This window comes from Escherichia sp. XD33 (assembly GCF_019375075.1).
GTDB classification, from domain to species: Bacteria; Pseudomonadota; Gammaproteobacteria; order Enterobacterales; family Enterobacteriaceae; genus Enterobacter; species Enterobacter flexneri_A.
Genome location: NZ_JAENDM010000223.1, coordinates 1 through 963, shown reverse-complemented (window position 1 = coordinate 963; position 963 = coordinate 1). Strand labels below are relative to the sequence as shown.

2 protein-coding genes are annotated in these 963 nt (G+C 54.7%); one reads left to right on the top strand and one right to left on the bottom strand.

The annotated features are described in order from the left end of the window. Positions 1-408: rep protein (locus K0778_RS28200; RefSeq protein ID WP_250666422.1), on the bottom strand; the 408-nt coding region annotated here is incomplete at its 3' end. Positions 409-581: 173 nt separating this feature from the next. Here K0778_RS28200 and K0778_RS26435 point away from each other — a divergent pair. Continuing rightward, positions 582-776, top strand: coding sequence for a Rop family plasmid primer RNA-binding protein (locus K0778_RS26435; RefSeq protein ID WP_022631127.1), 195 nt, complete (start codon positions 582-584; stop codon positions 774-776). Positions 777-963 lie beyond the last annotated feature (187 nt).

Sequence of the window (963 nt, the reverse complement as noted above, 5' to 3'; positions counted from 1 at the left end):
GGGCTTTGCAGGGGGCTGGCGCGGTTCCTGGCGACCTGAAAGCCCCTGGCTAGGGGTATCGGCGCGCCTGACCTCCTGAAACGCTCTGTAAGCGTTTTTCGCGCCTTCCATGCCCTGACGGGCATTTAAACCCCGCCTCGTGCGTCTGAGAGCTTCTGAGCGCGTTTGAAGGGCTATCTGACGACTCATCCCCGAAAGAACAACAGCGGAATCACCGACAACATGCGAGAGGTGGCACCGCTCGCCGCAGCCCCAGCGACCGAACGTTAGTGAGCGAGTGGGCGAGGAAGCGGAAGAGAACCGGAAACCACATTGAGCACGTACGCACTGATACGGGGTGTCGGGGCGAAGCCCTGACCAGATGGCAAACGGAATATCGTCGCGGGTGACGGTATTACATTTGCACATCCTGTCCTGTCTGCAAGTTCGAATTACCAACAAAGCACTGCTGTTTTTTGGCAGTGACAGTGTTGTCTGACTGAAATGTCCGTCGGCAGAATACCGGCGGTAAGACGGTCGAAAAGTGGTGCGCGATATAATCACACGACGCAGATGACAGACAGAACGGAGAAAGCAGAAAGATGAACAAGCAGCAGCAAACCGCACTCAACATGGCAAAATTCATAAAAAGCCAGAGCCTGACGCTGCTCGAAAAACTGGACGCACTCGATGCTGACGAGCAGGCCACCATGTGTGAGAAGCTGCACGAACTCGCAGAAGAACTCCAGAACAGCATACAGACACGCTTTGAAGTAGAAAATAGCACAGAGATATAACGCTCAGGGCAGGATGCCGAACGGCACAACAGAGCGTAAGGAGAAAATGTCACATAAGGCGCTCTTCCGCTTCCTCGCTCACTGACTCGCTACGCTCGGTCGTTCGACTGCGGCGAGCGGTGTCAGCTCACTCAAAGGCGGTAATACGGTTATCCACAGAATCAGGGGATAAAGCCGGAAAGAACAT